Here is a 21057-nt window from a genome sequence, read left to right on the forward strand (position 1 = left end):
GGGGAGTCTAGAACAGCGGCAACCTATCGTCCTGGATCAGAATCTCCAGCTTGTCGGAGACATCCTGCGTCCACGCCCGGTGTCCTGTCAAAGCCGCCGGGAAAAGTCCAGGAAGGGTGAAGAGTGCCGCCGAAATCGCCAGACCGGTGCGCGGGACATCGGCGATGAGGGCGGCGATCTCAGCCGCACGGGGGTCGCGCAACTCGTAGCGATCGCCGTTGCCGTGTTCGCCGATGGCATAGCGCATCCAAGCCGCAACAGCGATCGCGTAGGTCTCTGCCCTGTCGCCAAGGGCCAGTGCCTCGCAGGCCGGTTCCAGCAGCCGCTGCGGCAGTTTCTGCGTGCCGTCCATGGCGATCTGATAGGTGCGATGGGCGATCGCCTTGTTTGCAAAGCGTGCTATCAATTCGCTGGCATAGTGATCGAGATCGATGCCGGGAACCGCATCGAGCGTTCTCGCGGCCGCATGCATGTGCCGGTAGGCAAGTGCGGCAAGGCCGGCATCGTCCATCACGTCGCGGATGAATTCATAGCCGCCGATATAACCGAGATAGGCGAGCAGCGAATGCGCGCCGTTCAGCATCCGCAGCTTCATCTTCTCGTAGGCGGAGACATCTTCGACCATCAGCGCACCGTGCACCTTTTCCCAGGCCGGCCGGCCATTGGCGAAATGGTCTTCGATGACCCATTGCGTAAAGGGTTCGGTCTCGATCGCCGCCATATCCGTGCGGCCCGTCAGCCGCTCTGCATCGGCATAGGTCGCGTCCGTGCTGGCCGGCGTGATACGGTCGACCATCGTGGAGGGGAAGGGTACATTCGCTTCGATCCAGCGATGCAGGTCGGGATCGATGCGGGAGGTGAATTCCAGCACGAGGCGTTTCAGCACGGCGCCGTTGCTCGGCAGGTTGTCGCAGCTCAGCGGCGTAAAGGGCGCTATGCCCTTCTTCCGCCGGCGTGCCAGGCCTTCGACGAGATAACCGATGACGCCCCGCGGCGCATGCCGGTTGGCAAGGTCGGCGACAATATCGGGATGCTTCAGGTCGAGGCCACCCGTCGCAGGATCGAAGCCATAGGCCTTTTCCGTCACCGTCATGCTGACGATGCGGATATCAGGGTCCTCGAGCCGCGCCAGCAGGCCGGCCGGATCGCGCGGCGCCACATGCGCCTTCAGGATCGACCCGATCACCTGCGCCGTCGTACCTGACGTATCGCGGATCAGCATCGTATAGAGGCCATTCTGGGCAGTCAGATTATCCGCGACGTCAGGCGTGCGCAGGCTTGCCACATCGATGCCCCAGTCACCGCCCGCGGCCGAGAGCGCATCTTCCGTGAAGGGCGCGAAATGCGCGCGGAAGAATGCGCCCGGCCCAAGATGCAGGATGCCGCTCTTCAGCCGGCTGCGGTCATAGGCGGGAAGCTTCGCCGTCGGGGCGAGGCCGGAAAGGGTCTGCAGTCGTTCGCTCACAGCTTGTAGGCCTTCTTCGCATTGCCATAGGAGAGTTCGCCCGCCACGATCTCGGCGTCGCGTTTGGAAATCCGGTGCTCGGCGGCGAGCTGGGCGAGGAAGCGGCAGACTTCGCGGCGCCAGACATCATGCCGCGCTGGGATCGACAGCAGCGCGCGCGTATCATCGTTGAAACCCGCCATATTGGCAAAGCCTGCCGTCTCGACGACCTGGTCGAGATAGCGCCTTATGCCGTTCGGGCTGTCGTGGAACCACCAGGGCGGGCCGATCATCAGGCAGGGCCAATGGCCGACCATCGGCGCCATCTCGCGCGCATAGGTCGTCTCGTCGAGCGTGAAGAGCAGCACTCTGAGCCCCGGTGCATGGCCGTATTTGGAAAGCAGCGCATTCAGGCCGCCGACCCAGTCCGTGCGTGTCGGAATATCAGCGCCCATATTGGGGCCGCGCGTCGCAAAAAGCCCGCTGTCGGTATTGCGTCGGGAGCCGGCATGGATCTGCATCACCATGCCGTCTTCGGCCGAAAGCCCGGCCATCTCCGTCATCATCAGGCCGCGGAAGAGTTCGGCGTCTGCAGGCGAAAGCGGTCCCTTCAAGGCCTTGTCGAGCAGCGCCTGTTTTTCCGCAAGCGGCAGATCCGCGGTAAAGGCGGTGGGCACGCCATGGTCGGTCGCGGTGGCGCCGAACTGGCGGAAATAGGCGCGCCGGCGGCGATGCGCCTCGACCAGGCCGTCCCAGCGCGTTACGTCGGCGCCGGTGATCTCTCCGAACTTGACCAGATTGTCGCGGAAGCCGACGGCTTCGGGATCGGTGACGCTGTCCGGCCTGTAGGTGGTGCGCACCTTGCCGATCCAGCCGTCCGCCGCCATCTTCTGGTGATGCGCCAGCGGGTCGAGCGCGCCTTCGGTCGTCGCGATCGTTTCGATGCCGAATCGCTGATGCAGCGCCCGCGGGCGGAATTCGGGAAGAGCAAGCTGAGCATTGATATGGTGGTAGAGCGCATCGGCATTGTCTGGTGTCAGCGGCTCGGTGCAGCCGAGCACGGCCGACATCGCATGGTCGACCCAGATGCTTGAAGGCGTCCCGCGGAAGAGATGGTAATGCGCGGCAAAGCTCCGCCAGATCGCCCGCCCCTCAGCCGCCGGCTTGCCGTCGAGCCGCGGCACGCCGAGTTCGTCCAAAGTGACGCCGACGCTGTGCAGCATCCGGAAGAGATAGTGATCGGGAATGACCAGCAGCGAGGCCGCGTCTTCGAAGGGCTTGTCGTCGGCAAACCAGGAGGGTTCGGTATGCCCGTGCGGGCTGACGATCGGAAGGTTGCGCACTGTCTCGTAGAGGTCTCGCGCGATGGTCCGTGTTGCCGGATCAGCCGGAAAAAGCCGGTCCGGATGAAGAAAGCCGTTCCCTGCATCCATCAGTATTCCTCCCTGGTGGATAAGGGCCTACCCCACAACATCAGGCACGGCAAGGTCTTTTAGTAACCAAACGGTTCAGTTTTGCGCATCGCTGCATTGGGCATGGAAAGCATTGACGAGGTGGCCTATTTCCGCTTTGGGAGAACCATCTGTTCTGCCGGTTTCGGCAAAGGAGGATCGATGTCCGACGAGACGAACCGCATCACCCGGCTGGAAGAAATGCTGGCTTACCAGGCAAAGACGATCGAAGAGCTTTCCGATCAGCTCGCCGAGCAATGGAAGACGGTGGAGCAGATGCGCACCAAGCTCGACCGGCTGACCGAACGCTTCCTGTCGCTGGAGGAGCAGTCGCTGGAAGCTCCTGGTATCACCCGTCCGCCGCATTATTGACGACACGCGGCTGAATGCCGCGTGTCCCAGTGCTTCTTGTATCGTAGATGACCCGGATCAGACGCCGCCGATGCAGAGATATTTCATTTCCAGATAATCGTCGGCGCCGTGACGCGAGCCTTCGCGGCCGAGGCCGGATTGCTTGATGCCGCCAAAGGGCGCCGTCTCGGACGACATCAGGCCGGTATTGATGCCGATCATGCCGTATTCCAGCGCTTCCGCTACACGCCAGACCTTCTTCAGGTCACCGGCATAGAAATAGGCGGCAAGTCCGAATTCCGTATCATTGGCCTGGGCGATGACGTCCTCGACCGTCTCGAAGCGGAAGAGCGGCGCCACCGGCCCGAAGGTTTCCTCGCGCGCCACCTTCATGCCGCGCGCCACACCGGTCAGTACCGTCGGCGCAAAGAAGGTGCCGGCGCCGTCAATGCGCTTGCCGCCGATCAGCACCTTGGCGCCCTTGGCAAGCGCGTCGCTGACATGGTCTTCCACCTTGGCAAGGCCCTGCTCGTCGATCAGCGGCCCGATCAAGACACCCGGCTCGAAGCCGTCGCCGACCGGCATCTCGGCGACCTTGGCGGCGAGCTTGGCCGCAAAGGCGTCATAGACGTTCGACTGGACGTAGAGGCGGTTGGCGCAGACGCAGGTCTGACCGGCATTGCGGTATTTGGAGGCGATCGCGCCCTCGACGGCGGCGTCGAGGTCGGCGTCGTCGAAGACGATGAACGGCGCGTTGCCGCCGAGCTCCAGGCTCACCTTCTTGATCTGGTCGGCGCACTGCCGCATCAGGATGCGGCCGACTTCCGTCGAGCCGGTGAAGCTGATCTTGCGCACCTTGTCATTGCCGCAGAGTTCGCGGCCGATCGCCGGGCCGTCGACCCCGACGATGACGTTGAAGACGCCTGGGGGAATGCCGGCCTGCTCGGCGAGCACGGCAAGGGCGATCGCCGTCAGCGGCGTCTGTTCGGCGGGCTTCGACACCGCGGTGCAGCCGACGGCAAGTGCCGGCGCGATCTTGCGGGCAATCATCGCCGCCGGGAAATTCCACGGCGTGATCGTGCCGACGACGCCGACCGGCTGCCTGATGACGATCATGCGCTTGTCTTGGGAAGGCGCGGGGATCGTCTCGCCGTAGATGCGCTTGGCCTCTTCCGCGTACCATTCGATATAGGCCGCGGCATAAAGGATCTCGCCGCGCGCTTCCGCGAACGGCTTGCCCATCTCGGCGGTCAAGATCGCCGCGAGCTCGTCGGCATTGGCGACCATCAGGTCGAACCATTTGCGCAGGAGCGCGCTGCGCTCTTTGGCTGGGCGGGCAGCCCAGGTCGGCTGGGCGGCATGCGCTGCATCGATCGCCGTCCGCGTTTCGCCCGCACCCATATCGGGCAGCGAAGCGAGCAACTCGCCGGTTGCCGGGTTGAGCACGTCGAAAGTCTTCGTGGCATCGCCTGATGTCCAGACGCCGTTGATATAGCCGGCATCGCGCAGCAAGGGCGAGGAGAAGGGAACGTGCCTGGTCAGTGCAGTGGTGAAAGCCATGTCATATCCTCCTGGGGAGTGCGGCTGCCGGTGGCCGGCAGCCATTGAAATCCGGTTCCTCGCGCTTAGCTGGCCGCGCTGGCTTCCAGCATCGAGGCCTCGAGAATGTCGAGCGCCTCGCCGAGGATTTCGTCCTGGATGGTGATCGGCGCCAGGAAGCGGATGACGTTTGCGTGGGTGCCGCAGGTGAGCAGGATCAGCCCCTTGTCGAGGGCGATCAGCCGCACCCGGTTGGCGAAATCAGCACTCGGCAATCCCGTCGTCCGGTCATTGAATTCGACGGCGTTCATGAAGCCCGGCCCGCGGATATCGACGATCTCGGGCACCGTCTCGCGCAGCGATTCCAGTCGCTGCTTCAGCCGTCCGCCGAGCTGGTTGGCGCGGTTGCAGAGATCTTCGTCCTTGATGACGTCGAGCACGGCATGGGCGGCTGCGATCCCCAGCGGATTGCCGCCATAGGTGCCGCCGAGCCCGCCCGGCCCCGGCGCATCCATGATGGCGGCGCGGCCGGTGACGGCGGCGAGCGGAAATCCGCCGGCCAGGCTCTTTGCCATCGTCGTCAGGTCGGGCGCCACCTCGTGGTGATCCATCGCGAACATCCTGCCGGTGCGGGCAAAACCGGTCTGAACCTCATCGGCGATCAGCAGGATGCCGTGCTGGTCGCAGAGTTCGCGCAGCGCCTTCATGAAGGCACCGGGCGCCGGGTAGAAACCGCCTTCACCCTGGACCGGCTCGATGATGATGGCCGCGACGCGCTGTGGATCGACATCGGCGGCGAAGAGTTTCTTCAGGGCCGCCAGCGACTGGTCGGCCGTGACGCCGTGCAGCTCGACCGGAAAGGGAACGTGGAAGACATCGCCCGGCATCGCGCCGAAACCGACCTTGTAGGGCACGACCTTGCCGGTCAGCGCCATGCCCATGAAGGTGCGGCCGTGGAAGCCGCCGCCAAAGGCGATGACCGCCGAGCGGCCGGTTGCCGCACGTGCGATCTTGACGGCGTTCTCGACCGCTTCGGCGCCCGTCGTGACGAAGATCGTCTTCTTCTCGAAGTTGCCCGGCACCAGCGCGTTCAGCCGTTCGGCGAGATGCACGTAGCTTTCGTAAGGCACCACCTGATGGCAGGTATGGGTGAAGCGGTCGAGCTGGTCCTTGACTGCGGCGATGACCCGGGGATGGCGGTGGCCGGTGTTGAGAACGGCGATGCCGGCGGCGAAATCGATGTAGCGGTGGCCTTCCTTGTCCCAGATCTCGGCGTTCTCTGCACGATCGGCATAGATCTGGGTCGTCATGCCGACGCCGCGTGAAATGGCTGCGTTCTTCCGGTCCGTAAGGCTTGTCGCGGTCATCGATGCGCTCCTGCGCTGAAAAGGGGCTTGAGAACTATCTTGCATAAATTCTGCAAGACATGTAGAAAACTCCTACATTTTTCCTGCAAGAAAACAAGTGGGATTTTTTGCTTCAAACATCACGCCTTTTGATGAATGCTCGCGGGCGATTGGAATCAGGGATATTTCGATGGGTGACAACGGACCTGTGCGCTACAAGGTGGCGGAGGCCGCGCGGCTGGCGGGCGTTTCGGCCTCGACCTTGCGCCTCTGGGAAAGCCAGGGTTTGCTGGTTCCCGGCCGTTCGCAAACCGGCCATCGGCAATACAGCGCCGACGATGTGGCGCGGCTGAAGCGCATCTCCTGGTATCGTGTCGAACGTGGCCTCAATCCCGCGGCAATCCGGGAGGCGCTGGAGAGCGAGGAACCTTCCGCCGATGGCGCCGAGGCGAGCCAGGATTCCGGCATCGGCCGCAAGCTGCGCAGCCTGCGCCATGCGAGCGGCAAGACGCTCGATCAGGTCGCCGGCGACATCGGCGTCACCGCGTCGACGCTCTCGACGCTGGAGCGCACCTCGCAGGGCGTCAGCTTCAAGACGCTGCACGATCTCGCCGAATATTACGGCACCACCGTCTCGCGCCTCTCGGGCGAGGAGCGCGCGGACGTGCCGACGCTGGTGCGCGCCGGCGAATGGCGGACATGGCCGGAAACGACGCCCGGCGTCACGGTGCAGCTCCTCGCCGAAGGCCGCAGGATGATGGACTGCCATCGTTTCGTGCTGGCGCCGGGTGCTGCCAGCGAAGGCGCCTATCGCCACGAGGGCGAAGAATTCATGCATGTCCTGTCCGGCCGGCTCGAACTAGTGCTCGACAGCGATCAGTTCTTCGATCTTGGCCAAGGCGATTCACTTTATTTCGAAAGCCGCCGTTACCATTCTTGGCGTAATCGCCATGATGGTGAAACCGTGATTCTCTGGATCAACACGCCGCCGACATTCTGACCGCCGCACGAAGCGGAGATTGAAGATCAAAAGAGTAGAGCGTCCTTTGTGCGTCCGAGAGGACGGGACGGCTCTGCGGCAGGAAAGCGGTTTCGCATTCTGCACCTTTGCGCTATAGCGCTGCTGCATAATTGCTTAAATCGGCATGGATTTAAGGATAAATTATACAGCCATTCAAAGCGCTACAGCGTCCTTTGCGCGTCTGAAAAGACGCACCGCGCTGTAGAGGATGCATTCGAACGAAAGATTGTCTCATGGCGGCTACCATACGTTATCACGAAGGCGATATTTCCGCGGCCGATGCCGCCCGCTACACTGGCGCGGTCGCGATCGACACCGAAACGCTCGGCCTGGTGCCGCGCCGCGATCGGCTCTGCGTCGTCCAGCTTTCGCCGGGTGACGGCACTGCCGACGTTATCCGCATTGCTGCCGGCCAGAAGCAGGCCCCCAATCTCGTCGCTCTGCTCGAAGACCCCACCCATCAGAAGATCTTTCATTACGGCCGTTTCGATATTGCCGTGCTATTCCACACTTTCGGCGTCACGACGAACCCGGTTTTCTGCACCAAGATCGCCTCGCGCCTGAGCCGGACCTATACGGATCGCCACGGCCTCAAGGACAATCTCAAGGAGATGCTCGACGTCGATATCTCCAAGACGCAGCAATCTTCCGATTGGGCGGCCGCGACGCTGTCCCCGGCCCAGCTCGAATATGCCGCTTCCGATGTGCTTTATCTGCACGCGTTGCGCGACAAGCTGACGGAACGCCTGATCCGCGACGGCCGCTTCGACCATGCGACGGCCTGCTTCGCATTCCTGCCGACCCGCGCCAAGCTCGACCTGCTCGGCTGGGAAGAGGCCGATATCTTCGCTCATAGCTGAGCGATTCATTCTTCGACAGGTGACCAAAGACCGTGGGCATGTTTGCCTGCGGCCGTTATCGATTCGTTAACGCCTCTTTCCTAAAATTCCAGTTAATATTTATGCATTCGATGACGCGAGAATGCGTCATGCGGACAGGAGGATCTGCTGGGATGCAAGGGGACCGGATGAGCGCGGTCCTTTTATAGAGCCTGCTTTCATCGTCACTTTGCGAAAGGAGCATGCCATGTTGACTCCCGTTCGTGCAGCGTCCAATGCAAGCTTTTCGTCCCAAGGCCAGACTGCGGCGATCGTCGCCGGTGGTCTCGGTCGTTCAGTGATTGCCCCCGCGCCTGTCAACGCCGTCGAAGCGGCTGATCTCAATTCCGCCATTGCCGGCAAGCTCAATATTCTGCTTCTGGCCGCGCGCGAGCGTATGGTCGAAGCGCTTTTCGATGTCATCGATGCGGCAGGCCGCTCGATCTCGCTGGATCGCGGCGAGGACGAGACCAATCTTGCCTTTGCCTCCCGGCTTGCCGATGCCATCCGGCGGCTACCGGCTGTCAGGATCGACGAGGTCGAGCGCCAGCTGACCGATGAGGGCCATAGCCTGCCGTTGCGGATGATCGCCGAAGCCCTGAAGAACCCGGCAGGCCCGGAAGCAGCCCGCATCGTCGCCTATCTGGAAATCATCCGCTACAAGGATCGCGACCTCGCCGCCCGCGCCGTCGTCCGCTCTTATGGCCAGAACGACGCTTCGCCGATGCGCGCCGAAACCCGTCCCGAGATCCAGCTGCATGAGGACAGCCTGCCTGCCGCCATGCGCCAGCCTGCGGAAAAGGCGCCTGTGCAAGCCGATCCGCTGATCGAGGCCGCAACTTCGGCGACTGCCGAGGAAGCGGTCATCGCCGAAGCTGTGGAAGCTGCCGATCCGGAAACGCCGCAGGCTGCAAACCGGGCTCAGTCCGCCCCGGCGGCGACAAGCGAGGTAGCACCGAAAAAATCGGCGCCGCAGGAGATCGAAGACCGGCAACCGCTGTCGACGAATGCCGCAGCGGCCGACGACGCGCAGGAAACGCCGGCGCCGCCTGCCATCCAACCCCACGCGACATCGGAAAAAGTCGATCCTGTCATTCCGAAGAACTGGACAGGCATTGTCGCCTCCATGACCGGAGAAGCCTCCGAGATGATCGCCACCATCATCCGCGAGCAGGACGTCGAAGCCCTGCTGGAGGATGTCCCCGTCGAGGCGGCGGTGGAGATCGATACGATCCTCGATGACGCCGTGATCAGCGATGCGACCGAGACCTTGACCCGGCAGCCGGCCGAATTCGTCGCTCCCGATGCTCGCCAATCCGCAGCGCTCCACGCCTCGCAGATGGATATCGAGAGCGCGGTCGCGGTCGCCCGTCAGCCGAAAGAAATCGCCGCGCAACCGCAAATCATCCCGATGTCCGAGACCGTCGAGGCTTCCTACATGCCGCTGGCGGCAAAGATGCCGGAGGGGTTTGCCTATGCCCAGCTGCCTTACCAGTTCGCCAAGGATACGCCGCCGAACGAGACGGCAGGCGAAACGCATCACCAGCATCAGCACCATCGCGACGACGCGTCCGAGGATCAGCAGCAGGCGCAGTCCGGTGGCGAGGATGCCGAGCCTGATGCCGAAGAAACCGAGGCAGCGCCCGGGCGAAGAACGCCAAGGATGATCGATGCCGAGCCGTCCGTTTATCAGGCAGGCACGGCCGCCGACCCGGTCTATGCGCTCTATCAGCGCATGGTCGGCTGGGAATAAGATTTCTATCGCCTGAAAATGAAGAACCCGCCGGATCGCTCCGGCGGGTTCTTCAATTCAGAGGCGGATGCGAGGCTTATTCGCCGCCGCGGTTCTTCAGGGCTGCGCCCAGGATGTCGCCGAGCGAAGCGCCGCTGTCGGACGAACCGAACTGGGCGACGGCTTCCTTCTCTTCCGCAATCTCCAGAGCCTTGATGGACAGCATGATCTTGCGGTCCTTCTTGGAGAAGTTGGTGACGCGGGCATCGAAGACCTGGCCGACCGAGAAGCGCTCGGGGCGCTGCTCGTCGCGGTCGCGAGCGAGGTCGGCGCGGCGGATGAAGGAAGTGATGTCCTCGTGGTTGACGAGCTTCACTTCGACGCCGCCGTCGTTGACTGCGATGACTTCGCACGAAACGACTGCATTCTTGCGCAGGTCGCCCGATGCAGCGGCTTCGCCGACCGCATCCTTGCCGAGCTGCTTGATGCCGAGCGAGATGCGTTCCTTCTCGACATCGACGTCGAGAACGACGGCCTTGACGACGTCACCCTTGTTGAACTCCTCGATGACCTGTTCGCCCGGACGGTTCCAGTCGAGGTCGGAGAGGTGCACCATGCCGTCGACATCGCCGTCGAGGCCGATGAACAGGCCGAATTCGGTCTTGTTCTTGACTTCGCCTTCGACTTCAGTGCCGGCCGGATGGCTGCGGGCGAATGCTGCCCACGGATTTTCCAGCGTCTGCTTGAGGCCGAGCGAGATACGGCGCTTGGACGGATCGACTTCGAGAACGACGACTTCGACTTCCTGGCTCGTGGACAGGATCTTGCCGGGGTGAACGTTCTTCTTGGTCCAGGACATTTCCGAGATATGGATCAGGCCTTCGATGCCCGGCTCCAGCTCGACGAATGCACCGTAGTCGGTGATGTTCGTGACGGTACCGGAAATCTTCTTGCCTTCCGGATACTTGGCCTGGATGCCATCCCACGGATCGCTCTCGAGCTGCTTCATGCCGAGCGAGATACGGTGGGTTTCCTGGTTGATACGGATGATCTGAACCTTGACCTGCTGGCCGATGTTCAGGATTTCCGACGGATGGTTCACACGGCGCCATGCCATGTCGGTGACGTGCAGCAGGCCGTCGATGCCGCCGAGGTCGACGAACGCACCGTAATCGGTGATGTTCTTGACGACGCCGTCGACAACCTGGCCTTCTTCGAGGTTCTGAACGATTTCAGAACGCTGTTCGGCACGGGATTCTTCCAGAACCGTACGGCGCGAAACCACGATGTTGCCGCGGCGCTTGTCCATCTTGAGGATTTCGAAGGGCTGCGGGTTGTGCATCAGCGGAGTGACGTCGCGGATCGGGCGGATATCGACCTGCGAACGCGGCAGGAAGGCGATCGCACCGTCGAGGTCGACCGTGAAGCCGCCCTTGACCTGGTTGAAGATCACGCCTTCGACGCGCTCGCCGGCTTCGAACTTGGCTTCGAGCTTGATCCAGCTTTCTTCGCGGCGAGCCTTCTCGCGCGACAGAACGGCTTCGCCAAGCGCGTTTTCGATGCGCTCGACATAAACTTCGACTTCGTCGCCGACCTTCAGCGAACCGTCCTTGGCGCGTGCGCCGAATTCCTTGAGCGCGATGCGGCCTTCAACCTTGAGGCCGACGTCGACAACGGCGACGTCCTTCTCGATGCCCGTGACGATGCCCTTGGTGACATAGCCTTCGGCCAGGTCGTTCTTGGCAAAGGACTCTTCGAGAAGAGCCGCGAAATCCTCGCGGGAGGGGGTAGCTACTGACATAAAATCTCCTGCGTGCCCTAAACGGAAGCGGACACGTATGCGCCGGTTGGTTTGCGTTGAACGGGCCTGAACCCAGTCCGCCCTCTCTCGAAGGCAATCCGGCGCTTGGACGGAATTTCAGGCTGCTGCATTAGAAGCGATCCGTGCTCAGAGCACGCAAAATCGCTTGAATTTAGGCATTTCGGCTCAAGACCGCATCGATGATCGATTGAGCGGCATGAAACGCGGCCTCTATACTCATTTCCGACGTATCAAGCAAGTGCGCATCGACCGCTGGTTTCAAAGGGCTGTCGGCCCGTCCCATGTCGCGTTCGTCGCGCCGCTTGACGTCCTCGAAAATCGCATCGAAATCCGCCGTCGCCCCCTTGCCGAGGATCTCGTCGTAGCGGCGTCTCGCGCGAATCTCGGGCGACGCCGTCACATAGAGCTTCACTGGCGCATTGGGGCAGACGACCGTGCCGATATCGCGCCCGTCGAGCACCGTCCCCGGCGCTTTCGCCGAAAACCGCCGCTGCGCCTCGACCAGCGCCCGGCGCACCGCCGGCATGACGGCAATCTTCGAGGCGGCTTCGCCGATCTCATGTTTGGAAAGTATATCGCGATCCAGTCCGGCGAGTTCAACCTCGCGCGCGATCTTTTCCGCCACCGCCTCGTCGTCGAGCGGCAGGCCGGCATCGAGCAGCGCCTTGGCCGTGGCGCGATAGGTGAGCCCGGTATCCAGATGATGGAAGCCGTATTGCTCGGCGACAAGGCGCGAAAGCGTGCCCTTGCCGGCAGCCGCCGGGCCATCGATGGCGATGATGAAAGTCTTGGTTGTCATGCGATCAATCCTGCGGCAGCGCATGGGAACGGCAAATGAGATCGTCTTTGCGGAAATGCGAGGCGTTGGTCCATCACTGCGGCACCTCCTCGATCTTTGCTCCAAGGCCGGCCATCAGCTGCATGAATTCCGGAAAGCTGGTCGCGATCATCGCTGCGTCGTCGATCGTCACAGCATGCTCCGATGCAAGCCCCAGGACAAGGAAGCTCATGGCGATGCGATGGTCGAGATGCGTGCTGACCTTGCTACCTCCAGCGCTGCCGAGGCCCTTGCCGTCCGGTCGGCCGCGGACGATCAGAAAATCCTTGCCTTCGTCGCAGTCGACGCCATTCAGCTTCAGGCCGTCGGCGACGGCGGAAAGGCGGTCGGATTCCTTGACGCGCAGTTCCTCCAGCCCCTTCATCACGGTCGTGCCCTCGGCGAAACAGGCAGCAACCGCGAGGATCGGATATTCGTCGATCATCGACGGCGCCCGTTCTTCGGGAACGGCCACACCCTTCAGCTCGGAATGGCGCACGCGCAAATCCGCCACGTCCTCGCCGCCGGCAAGACGCGCATTCAGCACCTCGATGTCGGCTCCCATCTCCTGCAGCGTCAGGATCAGCCCCGTGCGGGTCGGGTTCATCAGCACGTTGACGATGGTGATATCGGAGCCGGGCACGATCAGCGCCGCAACAAGTGGGAAAGCGGTGGAAGACGGATCGCCGGGAACGTCGATCACCTGGCCCGTCAGCCGGCCGCGGCCTTCGAGCCGGATCATGCGGATGCCGTCCGCGTCGGTCTCGACGGAAAGGGCGGCGCCAAAGCCCTGCAGCATCTTTTCGGTATGGTCGCGCGTCTTTACCGGCTCGATGACCGTGGTGATGCCAGGCGTATTGAGACCGGCAAGCAGGACGGCCGATTTCACCTGGGCGGAGGCCATCGGCACGCGATAGCGGATCGGGCTTGGGGTTCCCGGCCCTCGCAGCGTCACTGGCAGCCTGTCGCCCGCCGATGCGCTGACCTGCACGCCCATGTCGCGCAGCGGATTGAGCACGCGGCCCATCGGCCGTTTCGAAAGTGAGGCGTCGCCGATGAAGGTGGAGTGAAAGTCGTAAGTGCCGACCAGGCCCATGGTCAGCCGCACCCCGGTGCCGGCATTGCCGAAATCGAGCGGCGCGTCAGGCGCAAGCAGCGCACCATTGCCGGTGCCCTCGATCACCCACTCTTCGCCTTGCTTGCGAATCCTGGCGCCCATCGCCTGCATCGCCCGGCCGGTATTGATCACATCCTCGCCTTCGAGCAGGCCGGTGATCCGCGTTTGCCCGGAAGCAAGCCCGCCGAACATGAAGGAACGATGCGAGATCGATTTATCGCCCGGAATGCGGACGCGGCCGGAAAGGCCGGCGGATTTGCGGGCGGTGGCGGGCCTGGGCGCAGAGCCGTGAAGCATGGCGCAATCCTTTGCAAACGCAGTCTATTTTTACAGCAGGACACGCTTGGCCGGTCGCAATCCTCGCTCGGTTCTGTGGCTGCCGCGGCTCGTTAACATAAACGCGCCGGGCGGTCATCCGTCGGCGCGGGGAAAACCCCGCAGGGCGTTCATAAAGTTTGGCTTTGACATGGGAAGCCACAGCGATTAAGGGGACCGGCTTATAAATTCCGATGGAACGCCGGCTTGATCGGCATTTGCCGAATCTCGAATTCGGTCATTCTCACGAGGCTTATAGTGGCGAAAGCGGAACTTGGAACCAAGCGTACCGATCCGGAAACCGGCAAGAAGTTTTATGATCTGAACCGGGATCCGATCGTCTCTCCTTATACCGGCAAGTCCTACCCTCTGTCCTTCTTCGAGGAAACCTCGGCGATCGCCGAAGTTGCCGAGGAAGACGAGGTGGCGGAAGTCGATACTGAAAACACCGAAGTCGAACTGGTTTCGCTTGAGGATGCCGATGACGCCGCCAGCGGCGACGACATCCCGGATATCGGCGATGACGATGTTGAAATCGAAGGCGACGACGACGACGATACCTTCCTGACGCCTGACGAAGACGATGACGATGATGACATGAGCGACATCATCGGCGTGACCGGCGACGACGACGAAGTTTGACGATTGCATTTCGGCCCGGCGAGGAAAAAATTCTCCGGGCCGGATTTTTTAGGCTTGCTATCTCCGGAAACCGGAAGTAATAAGCCGCCACTCCGCAGGGCACGCCCTGAGGAGCATCCCAGGACCGGCCGTGCGCCGGACCACCTTGATGGGGCTATAGCTCAGCTGGGAGAGCGCTTGCATGGCATGCAAGAGGTCAGCGGTTCGATCCCGCTTAGCTCCACCAAATTTCTCTCGTGTTTTCAATCGGTTACAGCATCACTTTAAGTCGTGCCGATTGACGCTGCAATGTCAGGGAAGCACAAGGGAAGCACCACGTCACTTTCCGCGCACCGCGCTTATGCATCGACCAACTTCCTTTTGTCCCCAATATTCCTACCAAAACGAAAAGTAGGGCTTGCAAGACTCGCGTGTCTTGCTGCCTCCTGCGTGGGTCACAAGCTGCAATATGCGGCGCTGCGATCAGGAGGCCCAAATGACCGACGAAGCGGAGGGAACCCCAGAGACAGAAGTGGCCGTTCCCTGGCCACCTCAGGCAATTGTGACACCGGCGGATTTCCGGAGCGTCGACTTTAACGCGGTCGTGCGTGATCTGAAATCTGCGTATGACCATCGGCTCGAAAGCGCCTTCATGGATGCGACTAAGCTCAACCGCGACATCGATCCCGCATTCAGTGTTTACAGATTGCTTGGGTCCATCTGCGGCCTGCATTTTCGCTTGAACGACAAGGCGGGCGCATTTGGCGCGCAGATGACGTGGGGCGACCGCCGAACGCCAATACCTGAGGACTGGTTAGGCACGCAGACCGAGCATCTATATGACATACTTGAAGAGATCGAGCACCCGGCGCTCCGTGCGCGAGTGGCGGATGTGACTTGGACCAATGACCGCAAAAAGGGTAGGGCTGCCACGCTCGCCGTCGAGGCTTACTGCGACTGCGTCGAAGGTCTGATCAGCGGAGCTTTCGAAGAGCGTTTCAAGAGTGACAACGAAGTCTCTATGGAAGTTGTGGACCTCGTCGAACGGGCCTCTCAGATACATGCGAGGTCGAGTAAGCGGTCTGCACCAATGCATGAGCGGGTAGCTGAGTTGGTGGCTACGCTTTATGATCGAGCGCTAAATCACGTTGATGTGGTGCCTCTGGAGCGCCTCGCGACCTTGCGCTTTAGGTTCTCGCTAATCGGAATGGGCGAGCTCGCCAGCGATATGGAAGGGGCTGCGGTCGCCGCGGATCAAAAGCCGGATGCTTACCCTCTCGCCATCAAAGAACTTTGGGAGTTAGCGGCATTCGCGCACGGGGAATTGAAGCAAACCGACGACCAGCGACGTTGTCAGCTTGCGAGCGTGGAGCAGATCCTCAAAATGGCGCCACAGACGGGCTCGTCTTCGGGCGCGGCGCACTGGTACCGGAAGGCTATTGCGGCGCTCAGGGAAATCCCTGAGACGCAGGAGCGCCGCGACGAGTTGCGCAAGGAGATGAGGCGTCTACAGGAGAAGTCGCTAGAGGAGTTGGGCACATTCTCAGTGCCAGTGGATCTGTCCGACTTCGTTAGCGGTACGATCGAAGTTTTCGAGAAGTTGACGCTCCCGGAAGCATTGAAGCAATTTGCAATGATTGTCCGACCCGGAAACGCAGAGGAAATGAAGCGGAAGGCTGTCGAGTCGGAGACGGGTCTTGCCGATATCTTCACCGCGACCCATCTCGACAGCGAAGGGAAGATAATAGCTGAAATAGATGGGGCCCCACTTGATGGAACGGCACCCACTGAAAGTTGGATCAAGAGCAAGATGGTCCAGAATCTGCAGTTTCACGTCGAAGTCGCAGTAAAGGGTGCACTTGAGCCCGCGAGGCGGTTTCTCGCTGGGGAATTTCCTTTATCGGAACGGCATTTCCACCATATCGTCCTGCAAAGTCCATTCGTGCCCCGCCACCACGCAGCGACGTTTGCCCTTGGCTTCGCCCGCCTGATGCAGGGCGACATGCTTTCCGCAGGGCCGATCCTCATACCTCAGCTTGAAAACTGCTTGAGACATGTCCTGATAAATAACAGCACGGACACTTCGATTATGAGAAGCGACCTCACGCAGGAAGATAAATCACTTTCCACTCTTCTGGACACTCACCGCACGGAATTGGTCGCCGTCTTCGGCGAAGATGTCGTCCTGCACATAGACCTGATTTTCAACCACAAACCAGGACCTGCGCTTCGCCACGAGTATGCCCATGGCAAAGTTGGTGATCGTAGCTTCGGTGATCCGATGATCTACTACGCCTGCTGCTTCATATACCTGCTGGTGTGTGCTCCACTTTTAGCAGGTTGGCGAGAGTACGTCGCACCTGCGATCGAAGTCGGTTCGTTTTGAGTCCGGCGGACTTTTCGGGGCGTGATGATGAGCGCTTCAAGCCATCAGCGACTGAAGTGTTCCCGTGAGGAGTAGCGGACACGTCGCGGAACAGCCCAGTTTCATGCTCTTTGCCTTGCTCGACCCAGCGGTGTGCGACGTCGGCATTGATCTTAGAGAACGAGATGCCCGGCAATGCGCTGGCGTCCCGGAACGCGCTTTTCCCTGTGAACTCAACAAGGGTTTGTCTGTCGGATCCAGCGCGGCGCCGAAGAGCGTAGAACATTTGCTTAGTCTCCCTTTTGCATGTGATGCTGACTTCCGAAAACCTATATTATCGGAACCCACGATCGGTTGAGCTGGCATCCGGCTCATAGGGCGAAGTCATTCCGGCTTTGTGCGGCGCCTGGCTGGCTTCTTCGGCTTCGGTTTAGGCTTTTGCATTCGAGCGGCAGCGTTTTCACTGCGCTGCTTCTCGATCACTCGAAGTCCATCGAACATCTCGGACTCACCAGCGCGTTGCTGGGTGTTCTGTTTCAGCAGTTGCGAGGCAGCCACCTGCAGGCCGCCGGCTACCATCTGGCGCATGGCCTCTTCCCATTCCCAAGCCCGATCCGACGTTGCGTGATTTTCGCGGTGGCGAAGCGAGAGCGTTTCGCTGATCAGGTACGAGCTGGGCCATTCGCCGAGGGCGGCGTGATAGTCGCGATAGGCTTGCACGACTTCCGCGCACTGGCGTCCAAGCTCCGCTGGGCTGCCGGCGCCGCGGACAATTCGGATGACGTTGGCGGCCAGTGTTTTCAGAGGCCAACGCAGATCGATCTCAGCGGTACGCCGATTCAGTTCGCGTTGATCGTTTTCGACTGCAAGGCGGATATGCGGCGGCTTCTGGTCTTCAGACATTCGTTCCTCTCAGTGCCGCCAATCAGAAGCTGAACGGAAAGGAACGAGTCGTCAATACCGCGATGTCGGGGGCGACCCCGAAGAACCGCCCCCAACTTCACTTTGCGGCATTCATGGCCTTAATCTCTTCGAGGATTTCCCTCAGCTTTTCCGGAGATGTCTGTTCGAGGATGGCGAGCAGCCTTGAAACTCTCATGACAATTTACTCCTGCGCAACGACAGCGCTAGGGCGAGCATCGCCCACGACTAGGACAAACGAATGCTCGGCATCGATGGCTTTTCGCCATTTGCGGTCCGGGCTCATTTCTGCCATTGCGTCGCAAAGGGCGTTGGCATGAAACTCCGCACGCTCCATGGCGGACATCTCTTTGATTGCCGCGGCAGCCACAGTGACCGGAACTGCGGCGGCGGCAATTCCACCCAGGAAAGCTCTACGCTGCATCACGCGGCCTCCCTTGCCTGCACTGGGTTACTGGCGACGAGCGCGGCGTGCGTTCGCTGCATCACCTCCGCCGCCTGCCAGCGCTCGACGAGCTGCTCGCGGGTGCATTCCGTGTATTTCGGATGAGCGGCGTCGAATCTCTCCAAAAGCTGCTGGAGAGAAGTCTTGCTCATCGGGACCCATGACCCGCGGCCGGTATCAATCAGGAGGTCGAACTTGCCGTTATCTTCGTGGGGATGAACGTTCATCATGCCACCATCCCTTCGAGACCTTCCAGATATTTCAGCGCAGCCAATCGCAATGTCTGAGCGAGGCTGCCATCCACGCGGAAATCCTCGGTGAAAATATCGATTTCCGTTAAAAGTTTCAGCGCTTCAATCGCGCCTTCTCGGCTCGGAGCGGCGTCTTTCCACGCCCGCAATGCGTCCTCATGCTTCTCGTACATATCCGCGGCGATTTGATCTTCATTTTCCCTCGTGAATTTTTCGATTGGCATCTCACGGAATGCCCTCAGGCCGTCTCGATAGGCGATGATCTTGTCACGCAACGCGTCAGGTTTTCTGAAGCCCGGCATCTTATACATCGTGTGAATGCCATGCTCATTGAGCGCGACCTGAGCGATTTTCAGATCTTCGTTTTCACGCAGCAGAGCAGCAGCCTCCTGCAGCAATCCTTCCAGCTTGATGACGGCATGGGGCCGAGCGTCGGGCGTCTGCTTTGTCGGCTCCACCTCATCCTGCGGCATCTGGGATACGTATCCGCCGGCCATGGCATACTTATTGATGGTGTTCATGAATCCGATCTTATGACCGCGGGTGGCACTCGCCTCCATAGCAAGCATGATCGAGCCGAGCAGCGTGGCATTGCCGACGTTGTGATACTTGCCGATGAAGGCGATGAACTCTTCAGCAAGGCGCTGCCCGATTTCCGTATCGGGGCGATAGCTGCCACCAGTCGGCACATCGGCCCAATAATCGTAGCCGCCGCCTTTTCCGGAGTTCTTCCTGATAAACGAGAGGCCCTCGTGAAGCGCAGGCGACGTGATCAAGCTAGAGGCCTCGTCCGCCTGTGCCGAGGCAGGGACTCCGAAATCGGAACCCGTTTTATTACGAAGGATTTTGGTTGCCACGTTAGGCGCTCCTTTTCACGATTGCGATTTGGTTGAGAATGTCAGTTCGGTCGGCGCTCGTCCGCATGAGCCACGGGCGGGCGTCGACGCGCATCAGTTCCGTGGTCAGCTCTTGCACGCGATCGGCCGCACGCTGCTGAATGGTCTTGAGAGCTTCAGCGACCTTCCATTTGGTCGTCATCCAAGCGGACTTCAGGCAACGTGAGAAGGACTTGCGACGAGCTTGGGCGTCGGCGGGGCGGGCGTTGGCCCAGTCGCGACGGTAGATCTTCCACGCATGAGCCATGATGGCTGCGCGGTCGTATTTGGGCATGCCTTCGGCGGCGGCCAGAATGACCCTATTCTGCATCGCTTTATCTCCAGCTACGGTTCAGTTGGCGAAGTCGCCGGCTTTCCAGACGCCTCGGTCCAAGCCCCACTGCTCATCTTCCAGGATGGCCTTAACCAGATCGGCGAGGACGCATGCCTCTTTCGAAGCGTTCTCATCCTTGAGTACGGCCGCCGCCAGTTCTAGGAGCTTGGCTCGATCTTCCGGATAGGCACTGAAGGGCTTCATCATCCCATTCCTGATATGAGGAGGCGCAAACCATTTGCTTCCTCAGGGCTTTCAATTTATACCTGGAGGATAATTCGTGATGATTGCAACGTCAATCCCTCACGGATACTTTTTTATTCCTGAGGGTTAAATGCTTACTGCAGAACAGGTGCGAGCAGCGCGAGCCTTGCTCAGAATGGAACAGAAAGAGCTTGCGGAGAGGGCCGGCGTTTCGCTCCCCTCTATCAAGCGTCTTGAGCAGATGGAGGGGCCCTTGACCGCAACGCGCGTCAGCACGATCGAGGCCATTCGAGCTGCGCTTGAAAAAGCGGGAATTAGGTTCATTCCTGAGAATGGGGGCGGCGTAGGCGTCCGGCTCGCAAAGTCTGCCAGTTAAGCGCGCATCCGCATCCAGATGCTCGGCTCACCGTCAAGACATCCGATAGGAGCCGTATGCGGTAGTGCCGCACGTACGGATCTGGCCGGGGGGCGATGGGCAACCATCGTCCCTACCGGGACCGATAAAGCTCTAAATGGCAAAATTACTAATCAGTCCCACGACAAGCAAGGCAACGTGTCAAGCTCGTGGGGACAACGGTAGATTGGCCGTTTAAGAAGCGTGTCGGAGGCGCAGATGGATATCAAAGAAATCCGTAACCGCGCGCAGGGAGTGGCTCCCGGCGAAGTGACCGCGAGCGAATTGGAGTATGCACGAAATATCCTTATCTCCTCACAAGGCAATATCAGCTCTGCACTCTACGTTGTCGGGCTATGTGGTGACGCCTCTGATGCGACGTTGATAGAAAGGTATCTATCGGGTCCAACTCGTGACATTTACGGGGAATTGGCTCTAAAGGCGTTGTGTAGATACTTAGGGTTAGTCAAGAGGTATAGAGAACTACTGCGGTTATTGATCATGTCAGACGATGATATCGGATGGGAGAACAGCCGAATGAGCGCAATAAATCTGGCAGATGTCTATCTTGAAAAGTTCCAGGATAATGAGTTGGGATGCAGGCTGTCGAGGATAATGCTGAACGAGGCAGATAGAGATCGGCTGGCTGCCCGAAACATCTTGGTACATATTCTCGAACTAAAGTCAGAATTGGCAGAGCCTTTTCCGGTTGTCTTTGACATCAATTCAGATGATTCTAAGACGATTGCGGCCGCAGCCGAGAGGCGGTTCCACTGCTCCACGCCGGCAGCACTTCTTCATTGATTACGACAGG

Annotated in this window: 21 protein-coding genes and 1 tRNA gene; 9 read left to right on the plus strand and 13 right to left on the minus strand. The window is 60.6% G+C overall.

Going from position 1 to position 21057, the window contains the following annotated elements; genetic code table 11:
* Window positions 1-7 precede the first annotated feature (7 nt).
* Both FHX10_RS34115 and uxaC read right to left on the minus strand, forming a co-directional pair.
* A complete protein-coding gene (locus tag FHX10_RS34115; RefSeq protein WP_028757928.1) occupies window positions 8-1465 on the minus strand; it encodes a mannitol dehydrogenase family protein in 1458 nt (485 codons plus the stop codon).
* Window positions 1462-2877: a glucuronate isomerase gene (gene uxaC / locus FHX10_RS34120; protein WP_183845620.1), complete on the minus strand. Its 1416-nt coding sequence runs from the start codon at window positions 2875-2877 to the stop codon at window positions 1462-1464. The genes FHX10_RS34115 and uxaC overlap by 4 nt, the downstream gene beginning before the upstream one ends.
* 180 nt (window positions 2878-3057) lie before the next feature.
* Here uxaC and FHX10_RS34125 point away from each other — a divergent pair, with 180 nt between their 5' ends.
* Window positions 3058-3267 (plus strand): SlyX family protein, encoded by a 210-nt coding sequence (locus FHX10_RS34125; protein ID WP_028757154.1) that lies wholly within the window; start codon window positions 3058-3060, stop codon window positions 3265-3267.
* Between the two features lie 57 nt (window positions 3268-3324).
* On the opposite strand, the gene FHX10_RS34130 is transcribed toward FHX10_RS34125, so the two are convergent.
* Window positions 3325-4806: an NAD-dependent succinate-semialdehyde dehydrogenase gene (locus FHX10_RS34130; protein WP_132576062.1), complete on the minus strand. Its 1482-nt coding sequence runs from the start codon at window positions 4804-4806 to the stop codon at window positions 3325-3327.
* Between the two features lie 65 nt (window positions 4807-4871).
* Window positions 4872-6152 (minus strand): 4-aminobutyrate--2-oxoglutarate transaminase, encoded by a 1281-nt coding sequence (locus tag FHX10_RS34135; RefSeq protein WP_183845619.1) that lies wholly within the window; start codon window positions 6150-6152, stop codon window positions 4872-4874.
* Window positions 6153-6321: 169 nt separating this feature from the next.
* Between FHX10_RS34135 and FHX10_RS34140 the strand changes: the two genes are divergently transcribed.
* The 3 genes from FHX10_RS34140 (at window position 6322) to FHX10_RS34150 (ending at window position 9783) form a co-directional block, all read left to right on the plus strand.
* Entirely contained in the window at window positions 6322-7131 is an 810-nt protein-coding gene (locus tag FHX10_RS34140; RefSeq protein ID WP_028757151.1) for a MerR family transcriptional regulator, read from the plus strand.
* 254 nt (window positions 7132-7385) lie between these two features.
* The gene (locus FHX10_RS34145; protein WP_028757150.1) at window positions 7386-8012 is read left to right on the plus strand and encodes a ribonuclease D; all 627 of its coding nucleotides are present in this window, start codon (window positions 7386-7388) and stop codon (window positions 8010-8012) included.
* Between the two features lie 226 nt (window positions 8013-8238).
* Entirely contained in the window at window positions 8239-9783 is a 1545-nt protein-coding gene (locus FHX10_RS34150; protein WP_028757933.1) for a hypothetical protein, read from the plus strand.
* Between the two features lie 76 nt (window positions 9784-9859).
* On the opposite strand, the gene rpsA is transcribed toward FHX10_RS34150, so the two are convergent.
* The 3 genes from rpsA to aroA all read right to left on the minus strand — a co-directional run bounded on the left by rpsA (window position 9860) and on the right by aroA (window position 13815).
* Complete coding sequence (gene rpsA, locus FHX10_RS34155; protein WP_028757934.1) at window positions 9860-11563, minus strand: 30S ribosomal protein S1; 1704 nt, start codon at window positions 11561-11563, stop codon at window positions 9860-9862.
* 172 nt (window positions 11564-11735) lie between these two features.
* Window positions 11736-12383, minus strand: coding sequence for a (d)CMP kinase (cmk, locus tag FHX10_RS34160; protein WP_183845618.1), 648 nt, complete (start codon window positions 12381-12383; stop codon window positions 11736-11738).
* A gap of 73 nt (window positions 12384-12456) precedes the next feature.
* Complete coding sequence (gene aroA / locus FHX10_RS34165; RefSeq protein WP_047619821.1) at window positions 12457-13815, minus strand: 3-phosphoshikimate 1-carboxyvinyltransferase; 1359 nt, start codon at window positions 13813-13815, stop codon at window positions 12457-12459.
* A 276-nt stretch (window positions 13816-14091) separates the two neighbouring features.
* Here aroA and FHX10_RS34170 point away from each other — a divergent pair, with 276 nt between their 5' ends.
* The 3 genes from FHX10_RS34170 to FHX10_RS34180 all read left to right on the plus strand — a co-directional run bounded on the left by FHX10_RS34170 (window position 14092) and on the right by FHX10_RS34180 (window position 16840).
* Window positions 14092-14475, plus strand: a complete 384-nt coding sequence (locus tag FHX10_RS34170) for a TIGR02300 family protein (RefSeq protein WP_028757143.1) — start codon at window positions 14092-14094, stop codon at window positions 14473-14475.
* 150 nt (window positions 14476-14625) lie between these two features.
* Window positions 14626-14701, plus strand: a tRNA-Ala gene (locus tag FHX10_RS34175).
* Window positions 14702-14950: 249 nt separating this feature from the next.
* Entirely contained in the window at window positions 14951-16840 is a 1890-nt protein-coding gene (locus FHX10_RS34180) for a hypothetical protein (RefSeq protein ID WP_184390765.1), read from the plus strand.
* Between the two features lie 363 nt (window positions 16841-17203).
* Here the strand turns inward: FHX10_RS34180 and FHX10_RS34185 are convergent, their stop codons facing one another.
* The 6 genes from FHX10_RS34185 to FHX10_RS34210 all read right to left on the minus strand — a co-directional run bounded on the left by FHX10_RS34185 (window position 17204) and on the right by FHX10_RS34210 (window position 19849).
* Window positions 17204-17722 (minus strand): hypothetical protein, encoded by a 519-nt coding sequence (locus tag FHX10_RS34185; RefSeq protein WP_132576052.1) that lies wholly within the window; start codon window positions 17720-17722, stop codon window positions 17204-17206.
* Window positions 17723-17924: 202 nt separating this feature from the next.
* Window positions 17925-18164, minus strand: a complete 240-nt coding sequence (locus FHX10_RS34190; protein ID WP_132576050.1) for a hypothetical protein — start codon at window positions 18162-18164, stop codon at window positions 17925-17927.
* A complete protein-coding gene (locus FHX10_RS34195) occupies window positions 18164-18415 on the minus strand; it encodes a hypothetical protein (protein ID WP_132576048.1) in 252 nt (83 codons plus the stop codon). Before FHX10_RS34195 ends, FHX10_RS34190 begins: the two co-directional genes overlap by 1 nt.
* Window positions 18412-19293, minus strand: coding sequence for a hypothetical protein (locus tag FHX10_RS34200; protein WP_132576046.1), 882 nt, complete (start codon window positions 19291-19293; stop codon window positions 18412-18414). The genes FHX10_RS34195 and FHX10_RS34200 overlap by 4 nt, the downstream gene beginning before the upstream one ends.
* Before the next feature lies 1 nt (window position 19294).
* A complete protein-coding gene (locus FHX10_RS34205) occupies window positions 19295-19642 on the minus strand; it encodes a hypothetical protein (RefSeq protein WP_132576044.1) in 348 nt (115 codons plus the stop codon).
* A 21-nt stretch (window positions 19643-19663) separates the two neighbouring features.
* Window positions 19664-19849 carry a hypothetical protein gene (locus FHX10_RS34210; protein ID WP_132576042.1) on the minus strand — a complete coding sequence of 62 codons (186 nt, stop codon included), beginning with the start codon at window positions 19847-19849 and terminating at the stop codon, window positions 19664-19666.
* Window positions 19850-19979: 130 nt separating this feature from the next.
* Between FHX10_RS34210 and FHX10_RS34215 the strand changes: the two genes are divergently transcribed.
* Entirely contained in the window at window positions 19980-20225 is a 246-nt protein-coding gene (locus tag FHX10_RS34215) for a helix-turn-helix domain-containing protein (protein ID WP_132576040.1), read from the plus strand.
* A 237-nt stretch (window positions 20226-20462) separates the two neighbouring features.
* Window positions 20463-21047: a hypothetical protein gene (locus tag FHX10_RS34220; protein WP_132576038.1), complete on the plus strand. Its 585-nt coding sequence runs from the start codon at window positions 20463-20465 to the stop codon at window positions 21045-21047.
* The last annotated feature ends 10 nt before the right edge of the window (window positions 21048-21057 follow it).

Source organism: Rhizobium sp. BK591, from assembly GCF_014195045.1.
GTDB classification, from domain to species: domain Bacteria; phylum Pseudomonadota; class Alphaproteobacteria; order Rhizobiales; family Rhizobiaceae; genus Rhizobium; species Rhizobium anhuiense.